The organism is Segetibacter sp. (genome assembly GCF_025963695.1).
Classification (GTDB): Bacteria; Bacteroidota; Bacteroidia; order Chitinophagales; family Chitinophagaceae; genus Segetibacter.
Map to the genome: position 1 here is coordinate 1 of NZ_JAOQAH010000064.1, position 9453 is coordinate 9453.

6 protein-coding genes are annotated in these 9453 nt (G+C 41.4%); 5 read left to right on the forward strand and 1 reads right to left on the reverse strand.

From position 1 onward, the window contains the following. The 4 genes from JWR87_RS10770 to JWR87_RS10785 form a co-directional block, all read left to right on the forward strand. A partial coding sequence (locus JWR87_RS10770; protein ID WP_297819551.1) for a ThuA domain-containing protein occupies positions 1 to 701 on the forward strand: 701 nt, incomplete at its 5' end. Positions 702 to 792: 91 nt separating this feature from the next. Further along, on the forward strand, positions 793 to 1908 hold the full coding sequence (locus JWR87_RS10775; RefSeq protein ID WP_297819554.1) for a Gfo/Idh/MocA family oxidoreductase: 1116 nt from the start codon (positions 793 to 795) through the stop codon (positions 1906 to 1908). Positions 1909 to 2109: 201 nt separating this feature from the next. Continuing rightward, positions 2110 to 2964: a sugar phosphate isomerase/epimerase family protein gene (locus tag JWR87_RS10780; protein WP_297819557.1), complete on the forward strand. Its 855-nt coding sequence runs from the start codon at positions 2110 to 2112 to the stop codon at positions 2962 to 2964. 112 nt (positions 2965 to 3076) lie between these two features. After that, positions 3077 to 6769, forward strand: coding sequence for a PVC-type heme-binding CxxCH protein (locus tag JWR87_RS10785; protein ID WP_297819560.1), 3693 nt, complete (start codon positions 3077 to 3079; stop codon positions 6767 to 6769). Between the two features lie 315 nt (positions 6770 to 7084). On the opposite strand, the gene JWR87_RS10790 is transcribed toward JWR87_RS10785, so the two are convergent. Continuing rightward, the gene (locus tag JWR87_RS10790; protein WP_297819563.1) at positions 7085 to 7249 is read right to left on the reverse strand and encodes a hypothetical protein; all 165 of its coding nucleotides are present in this window, start codon (positions 7247 to 7249) and stop codon (positions 7085 to 7087) included. Positions 7250 to 7475: 226 nt separating this feature from the next. Here JWR87_RS10790 and JWR87_RS10795 point away from each other — a divergent pair. After that, the coding region (locus tag JWR87_RS10795; RefSeq protein WP_297819566.1) for a PIG-L family deacetylase at positions 7476 to 9453 on the forward strand (1978 nt) is incomplete at its 3' end.

The following is a 9453-nucleotide window of genomic DNA, read 5'->3' on the forward strand; positions in this document are numbered from 1 at the left end:
GCCTTACCCTTATTCAGTGCAAGGTCAATTCATCGGTTGGCGGAGGAGAAACCAGGGCTAAAAACATCAGGGTGTTAATTGTGGGTGGAGGTAGTTCCCACGATTTCAACCGTTGGTACAAACAAGCAGATGCAGCTACACTGGAGCGGGATGGTTTTGCTACGGTCACCTATACTTCCAACCCCGACTCGATACTCAACTTGTTACCAAATACTGATGTGTTGTTTTTAAGTAACAATCAACCAATTGCTAATCCATCTGTGCGACAAGCCATCTTTGCCCATGCCAATGCAGGTAAAGGTCTTGTTTTGGCACATCCTGCGCTTTGGTATAATTGGAAGGACTGGCCTGAGTATAACCTTCAACTCGTAAGCGGCGGTTCACGTGGACATAATAAATACGGACCTTTTGATGTAACTGTTACCAACCAAAACCATCCTGTAACAAAAGGGATAGATAAAAAGTTTTCATTGAAAGATGAGTTGTATTACTATATTCCTGATCCTGCCGGACCAGGCATTGAAGTACTGGCTAATGCAAGTGCTGAAGGGTATGATAAAATTTTCCCTTCCATATTTATTGTAAAACATCCCAAGGCGAGGATCGTAGGAATTGCTTTGGGGCATGACGCTGAGTCTCACGACATAGCTCCTTATCAAGCCCTGCTACGCAATGCGGTAAAATGGGTAGCGCGTAAATAATTGTTTGCTTTGTCAATCTTATAAAATCACGTAAAACTTGTCTTAACTTATTGGCCGGATAATAAGTGCCATAAAAAAATCATTTATAATTATGAGTAAAAAAATAACGGTTGTTATTGTAGGAATGGGCTTTGGTAAAGAATTTATTCCTATTTACCAAAACCATCCAAATATCGAGGCTGTTGGTATTTGTACCCGTAATCAAGATACCCTTGATGAGCTTGCTGCTAAATTTAATCTTGATAAAAACCTATGTTTCCAGCATTTTGAAGATGTTCCTGGCAGAAGCGACGTAGACGCAATACATGTGGTAACGCCAGTCCCTGATCACGCAAGAATGGTGCTTGCTTCTCTTAACGCAAATAAGCATACGGCGTGCACGATACCAATGGCTACTTCCGTTGAAGACTGCAAAGCTATAGTAGAGGCAAAAAGAAGGGCGAAAAAGGTGTATATGATGATGGAAACAGCATTGTACACAAGGGAATTTTTATATGGTTTAAACCTGGCAGAGACGGGACAGCTTGGCCGCATACAATTCGTACGGGGATCGCACATTCAGGATATGAGCATGGAAGGATGGGGTGAATATTGGAAGGGTTTTCCTCCCATGTGGAATGGAACACATGCCATTTCGCCACTTTTAAGAATTAATAATACAAAAGCAGAAACTGTAGTATGCCACGGATCTGGTAGGCTAAGTGAAGACTTAGCAAGCAGGTACGGTTCACCTTTCGCAGTAGAGACTGCAACTTTTACCTTGAAAAATTCGGATGTAGTTGCTGAAGCAACAAGGTCGTTGTTTGATGTAATAAGGCAATACAGGGAGAGTTATGATGTATATGGTACCAAAATGTCTTTTGAGTGGGAGCAGTTGCAGGATGAAAGTCATGTAATTTTTGATGGAGGTGAAAATGCCAGAAGAATTGATGTACCAGATACAGACGCTTTATTAATTCCTGAAATAGCCCATTTTACCAAGAGAGAAAAGATAGACGACCCTAATCACGTATCGTTTTTACAAGGTGCGGGGCATGGCGGATCGCATCCACATTTGGTACAGGAATTTATTGCAGCAATTGTTGAAAACCGCAATTCGGCAGTAGATGCAGATGTTGCAGCAAACTACACTTGTGCAGGTATTTGCGCGCACGAGTCGGCCATGAATAATGGTAAAAGGATCAACATTCCTGATTTTGAGTTATAGCCACTGCAATCAATGTCTAGTGACATTGGGCAATTATGTACGGAGGCTAAAGACGCCCTACGTTGTGCTGATGAAGTGATTGCGACGCAACGATGTCGCCATGAAAAAAAGCCGCTCGTATAACTTAAAGTATGATGAAATAATGCCTTGCATGCCGGAAAAAGCAAATTTTCATTGTTCTTTTTTTCTTTTAATATCTATATGAATATTCAATTTGGCGCTAGCACTTTTATTTGGGTTTCTCCGTTTGATACCAACGCTTTTCATTTGGTTAAAAAGGTGAAGGAGATGGGATATGATATTTTGGAGGTCGCCGTTGAGGATAAAAATTTGATCGACTGGAAGAGGCTAAAACAAATGGTTTCGGAGTTTGATATAAAAGTAACCGTCAGCGGTGCATTCGGGACCGATCGGGACCTGTCGAGTAATGACGGATCTATTCGTAAAAATGCTTTTAATTATATTGTTGATTGCATTAAAATAGCGAGTGACATCGGTAGCCCCATCTTTACCGGCCCGGTATATTCTGCTGTCGGAAAAACAAGGATGGTATCGGCTGAACAAAAGAAACAGGAAAGAGACTGGTGTATTGAAAACCTGGTTAATGTTGGCAAAATAGCTTCTGACTACGGAGTGGTTTTAGGGGTTGAACCTCTAAACCGTTTTGAGACTGATATGGTAAATACAGCAGACCAGGCTATTTCAATAGTAGAGGAAGTGGCTAATAGAAATATCAGAATTTCATTGGATACTTTTCATTGCAACATAGAAGAGAAAAATATACCTGATGCAATTAGGAAAGTAGGTAAAAACCTGCTTTGCCATGTGCAGGCAAACGAGAGTGACAGGGGCACGCCCGGAACAGGACACCTTGATTGGAAGGGGATTAGGAAAGCATTAGCGGATATTGATTACGAAGGAGCAATGGTAATTGAAACGTTTGGCGCGCCATCTAAAGAACTGGCTGCAGCAGCATGCATTTGGCGACCCCTGGCGAACAGCGCAGATGAACTTGCAACAGAAGGGCTACAGTTTTACAAACAGATGTTTAGCTAAAAAAAGCACCGTTTCCTTTGATTGTTATAATATTTAAAATGGTCCGTTTCAACCATTTTTAAAGGCATTGATTAAACGTCACAAATTCTTATTTACTGTAATAATTAATAAAATGAGGAAAAGTATTGTGCTACTGGTAGTTACATTTTTTTTGCTTAACAGCTGTTCAAATAAAGTTCGGCTGGCCAAAACCAATGGAACTAACAATGATAATGGGGGGTCCGGTGTAGGCTCGGTTACAGCAATTGCTGGAACTACGGGCAACACTGGCCCCTCTGGTAATGTGAATCTAAAAAGGCCGAGGAGGGCTGAAGTTTTATTTTTAGGTAACGTTGGAAAGCATCATGATGCGACTAAGTACGCGCCATGGCTTGCTATATCGTTATTTAAAGTCGGGGTGAATGTAACATACACAACAGAGTTGAATGATTTGAATACTGAAAACCTCAACAAGTATGACGGGCTGATTATTTATTCAAATCATGACAGCATTTCCCCGGTGCAGGAAGCTGCGTTGAAAGGTTTTGTTGAAGGTGGAAAAGGGCTTATTCCTATTCATAGTGCTGCTGGTTGTTTTAGAAATTCTGAGTGGTATATTAAAACTGTTGGCGCCCAATACCAGTCTGAAACTACCGGTAATTTCACTGTCAATATCGTAAATAAAACAAACCCTGTTATGCAGGGATTGACGGAATTTGAGACCTGGGATGAAAAGTACATTCACCAAAAAATTAATAGCGATAAGACGATATTAATGGAGCGGGTGGATGGTACTACAAGAGAGCCCTGGACATGGGTGCGCAAGCAGGGAAAAGGTCGCGTTTTTTACACTGCTTACGGCCATAACGATAGTACCTGGACGAAAGCTGGTTTTATGAGACTTGTAAATAATGGTGTGTTGTGGGCAATAGGAGATGAGGTGAAAGACCAAATTGCAAGACTCAATCGTCCAAACGTTAGTATTTACAGTCCCGAAATTGAAGGCGATTTTACAAAGCGGCATCTAGTACCAAAGATGCAGGAAGCGTTAACTCCTGAAAATTCAATGAAGCTAACGCAGATTCCTGTTGATTTTGAAGTGAAGCTGTTTGCAAGCGAGCCTGATATCGTAAACCCTATTGCAATGTCATGGGATGAAAGAGGACGGTTATGGATTGTTGAGTCGGTCGATTATCCAAACACATTTTTAGAAACAGACGGAGCTGCAAACGACCGTATTAAAATTTGCGAGGATACCGATGGCGATGGCAAAGCAGATAAGTTTACTGTGTTCGCGGACAAGTTAAACATTCCCACCAGCATGGTATTTGCAAATGGTGGCGTCATTGTCTCAATGGCTCCGTATTTTGTCTTCTTAAAAGATACCAACGGCGATGACAAGGCTGACATCAGGGAAAATGTAATGACAGGTTGGGAAAAAGGTGATACACACTTTGGTCCATCCAACTTACAATACGGGTTCGATAATAAAATTTGGGGTGTGGTGGGATCGGGATTTAATGGCACTACAAAAGATGGAAAAACCTTAAATTTCAGAACCGGCGTCTATCATGTGAAGCCAGATGGAACCGATTTCGAGTTCCTTGCTAATACCAGTAACAATACATGGGGTTTAGGGTTCTCAGAAGATAATAATGTCTTTATCTCTACTGCAAATAATACGCATAGCGCCTATTATTCTATGCCAGCAAAATACATGCAGCGTGCGCTACCAAATGCAACTACTGATGCAAATAATCCTACGCCTTCCATACTACCGGTTCAACGTATTGATGGTCACTATGACGCCCACACGTTGACACCGAACATCAGGCAGGTGGATGTTGTCGGCGGATTTACTTCGGCTGCAGGGCATCACCTTTATACTGCCAGAAGCTTTCCGAAAGAGTATTGGAATCGTATGGCTTTTGTTTGCGAGCCAACTGTAAGGCTACTTCATAATGCTGCGATAGAACCGAAGGGTTCAGGGTTTGTTGAAAAAGATAATTGGAATTTGATGGCAAGTTCAGATGAGTGGTTTGGGCCGGTACAAGCCGAGGTGGGACCCGATGGCGCGGTATGGGTAGCTGATTGGTATAACTTCATCATCCAGCATAATGTATTTGTGGAACGCCAGGCGCCTTCTGAAATGGTATTGCCCTTTAAGGAACAGCCACGCGGGCAAGGAAATGCTTTCATCAGCCCACTGAGAGATATCAATCATGGCAGAATCTACCGCGTTGTTTACAAAAATGCTAAAGCCGCACCTGCTTTAAAATTAACCAAAGACGATCTGCCTAATTTATTGGCAGCTTTGCAAAACGACAATATGTTTTGGAGAATGACAGCTCAACGGCTTATCGTTGAGTCTAAAAACATGCAAGCACTTCCCTTTTTATATAATATTATCAATAATCAAAAAGTAGATGAGGTTGGTTTAAACAGTCCAACGGTTCATGCTCTATGGACCTTACATGGATTGGGAGTTCTCGATGGAACAAATGCTGAAGCCATCGGTGTGGTCACTAAAGCTATGTCACACCCTGCTGGCGGAGTTAGAAAGGCAGCGGTAGAAGTATTACCGAAAAGTCCACAAGCAGTTAATATTATACAAACGAGTGGTCTGTTAAATGATCCGAATTTAAACACCCGTCTGGCAGCTATCAAAGTTATTGCTGCAATGCCGGCATCGGAAAAGTTAGGAGAATTGTTGTTTGCAGCATCTCTTAAACCTGAGAATGGAACCGATGAGTGGATATCAAAAGCTTTACTTGCAGCAGCTATTACTCATGAAGATGGATTTCGCACTGCCGCTGCAAAAGCTCCACCTGCTTCTCCGGAACTAGGACAATCTAGTTTTTCTGACCGCATATCGAAAGCTTTAGCCCAGGAAATTTATACGTTGCCGAGAAGAGGGTCGATGGTTTATCCTCCGGACGTGACAGGGAAAGAGATCATGATAAAAGGAACCATTTCGAAAGCAGAACAAAGAAGTTTACAGGGAGTCGTTATGGCACAGGGTGGAAAGAATGCCGGATATGGAATCTATATTCAAAACAGTAGACTACATTTTGTTGTAAAACAAGACGATAAAGTTTTTAAAGCGACATCTATAGATACGTTACCTGAAAAGTTTGACTTTCTTGCCACATTAACTGCAAATGGACAAATGAGTCTAAACATTGATGGTAAAGAAGTCGGCAAAGCAAAAGCGCCATCTCTGTTTAAGCAACCGCTGAACCAGGGAGTAAGAATTTCACAAGACTTTAATAGCGAGGATAGGATGGGGGATTATGAAGGTACTTTCTTCTTTACTGGTAACATGCAAAGCACCACGATGGAGTTGAAACGACCTTCTAAAGCTGAAGTCACCAAACTGGCTTCTAACGCTTCGGGAAATAAATCAGCAACAACCGGCGGCAAAACCACCAGGGGAAAAACACTTTCGCCAATTACGATAAACGTTAGCGTCGTTCCGAACGTAATGAAGTATAATAAAATGCTCATTACCGTGAAAGCCGGCCAAAAGGTTACTATCAACCTCGAAAATCCTGACGTGATGCAACACAATATGGTAATTATAAAACCAGGCAGCACGCAAAAAGTAGGAGCAGCAGCAGATGCACTTGCAGCAGATCCTAAAGGCCTCGAAAAACAATATGTACCAAGGATGCCTGAGGTGTTACAGTTTATAAAGTTGCTTAATCCCGGGGAGGATGGGTCGATGGAGTTTACTGCTCCAACAACTCCTGGTGACTATCCGTTTGTATGTACTTTTCCCGGGCACTGGAGAATTATGAATGGAATATTAAGAGTGACCAAATAATATGTTGTACTTATTAAGCCTGTTTTCATTTCTGATTATTTTCAGTATGAAGACAGGCATTTTCTATTGCGGGAACTCCTGGCACAAACAATTGGATCGGGTTAAAGAAAGTATCGATACTTTTCGTAGAGAAACTAATTTTAAATCCAGGATTCTAACGTGTGAAATGCCGGAATATCAATTAGACCTTGATGTTAATCATACTCAAAATCCTTAACTGGTACGATCAACAACCGTATTGCCCTGGAATAGTTTGCCAATTTAAAATTGGAACTATTATGATAGAAGTAAAGTTAACAAGGGACGACAGGTTCTTTACCTCTTGTCTAGAGTGGTACTATTATCCTCTTTTTCAATATCTGTCTTCTTTTGGTCTGTTGAAGGAATGACTGGTTCGCCATCTTTACCTACCTGTACAAAAGCATTATCAGTATTCTTTTCCGGAGCTTCCTGTTCGGGGAATTTATTGTCGTTTGCCATGTAGTGTTTTTCAAAACTCAATAAAAATTTGTGCCATCTCCCCTTTTACAAATTATCTTCAATTCTATACTCTCGTTACATGATGACTTTCTAAAACTGTATTTTTTGTATGGTTATCAATTGTTTTCACTTTTCTAACGAAAACAATTAACTTAACCAACAGTATTTACATTGCTATATAGAACCGTATTTAAAACGATTGTTTTTCAAAATCTACAAAAGTCGTATGAATAAATTGCTCCTAAAAAGTTCGCTTCTATTTTTATTAATAGCCGTATCATTTTTTGCCAATCAAAACATGTTTGCTCAAAATATGGCTCAGCCCCTTTATAAAGTGATGACACTTTCCGGGGAGAAACAGGGAGCAAAAGATTTGGCGTACGACCATGGAATATCAGGCGTATGGCAGAAACTACAAAAGCTTACAACAACGGCAAGCGTGCTTCATACACAGGCACACCCCGACGATGAACATGCTGATCTGTTGACTTATCTAAGCCGCGGAAAAGGTGTTCGAACAGCATTACTATCACTTAACCGTGGAGAAAGTGGGGGCAACGTTTTGGGCGGCGAGTCATTTGACCAGCTTGGGTTATTGCGCACCGAAGAATTTTTATTAGCAGGAAGCTATTATGGTTTAGACGACTTGTATTTTACAAAACTTGCTGACTATGGGTTTTCAAAAAGGGTGGAAGAGGCATATGAAAAATGGGGCAAACAAAATGTATTGGCAGAAATGGTCAGGGTGATTCGTATTAACAGGCCGTTAGTTATTGTTTCCCGTTTTCATGGTACCACCCGCGATGGACATGGTAATCACCAGGCGGCAGGAGAGATTAGCCAGGTCGCATTTAGTATGGCAGCAGATCCGACGGCGTTTCCTGACCAAATAAGCAAAGAAGGATTAAGGCCATGGAAAGCGCTTAAATTATATCGCGGTGGTGTAAGACCTGCCGAACATTGGAATGTACAATTGAATTCGGGGGAGTTTAGTCCATGGTTAGGGGATACTTACAAAAACTTTTCATTGCTTGGCTATAGCCTGCACCGTTCACAAGTTGGTGGTCATCGTAATGAAGTGTATGGTCCATCTTTTCAATATTATGAGCGCATGCAGAGCCAGGTAACAAGCGACGAGAAGGAGAACAATTTCTTTGACGGGATAGATACTACACTGCCAGCAATTTTTAAAATAACGGGTGAAACTGTACCTACGGGAGTTACGCCATTGCTTGCCGATATAGCTAGCGAAATTACCAAAGCTGTAAGTGCTTTTGAACCCCGAAATCCTGCAGCTATTTTGCCCTTTCTTACCACTGGATTATCTAAAACCCGTGAAGCAATTGCTTTGTCAACTACTCAGCCCAACGCGCTTTTTATGTTACAAATTAAAGAAAGGCAATTTACTGATGCTATTAATTCTGCTCTCGGTATTCATCTTGAAGCAATGGCAGTTCCTGTGGGAACAAAGGAGAAAAGGAATTTTTACGAGCCACAACCAACAATGGGTTTTGCTGTTGCCGGGCAACCTTTTAAAGTGGAAACCGTTTTAGTTAATAATAGTTCTGCACCTATCGAACCTAAGAGTATAAAACTTATTGCGGGGGGTAATTGGAAGATTGAGAATGCGGGCCAGGACCTGAAGCCACTACATAAAAATGAAAAAGCAGAAATGGCATTTACCGTGACTGCTCCTGAAAACACTCCTTTTTCGCAACCTTATTTTAGTCGTCAATCAATACAGGAAAGTCAGTATGAATTGAAGGGTGCAGAAAATGAAAACCTGCCGTGGGCAACTTCACCTTTACAAGTCTCAGCGTCTTATGCAATCCATAATCAATTGATAGAAATACGAATGCCGGTGCAGGTAAGGCAGGCTAATCTACCTTATGGATATGATAAGTACACACTAAAAGTTGCACCTGCTATCGGAGTTAAGTTGTTGCCACGAAGCGGTATCATTCCAAGAAACAGTAAGGTAAAAATGATAGACGCAAAGGTTGAGTTGGTTAATAATTTTGAAGGGCCAACGAGTGGAGACCTGACATTAAAAACTCCGGCGAGCTGGAAAGTGCAACCGGTAAACATACCTTTTTCTTTTACTAAGGCGGGTGAAAAAGCAAACTATTCATTCAAAATATCTTTACCATCAATAGACGAAAAGGTATACCAAATGCAAGCAGTAGCAAGAGCAAACGGCAAAG

Bases quoted from the DNA above. Each gene is read 5' to 3' on its own strand.
- JWR87_RS10790 (WP_297819563.1), bottom strand. From the start codon at position 7,249: ATGGCAAACGACAATAAATTCCCCGAACAGGAAGCTCCGGAAAAGAAT.
- JWR87_RS10785 (WP_297819560.1), top strand. From the start codon at position 3,077: ATGAGGAAAAGTATTGTGCTACTGGTAGTTACATTTTTTTTGCTTAAC.
- JWR87_RS10780 (WP_297819557.1), top strand. From the start codon at position 2,110: ATGAATATTCAATTTGGCGCTAGCACTTTTATTTGGGTTTCTCCGTTT.
- JWR87_RS10775 (WP_297819554.1), top strand. From the start codon at position 793: ATGAGTAAAAAAATAACGGTTGTTATTGTAGGAATGGGCTTTGGTAAA.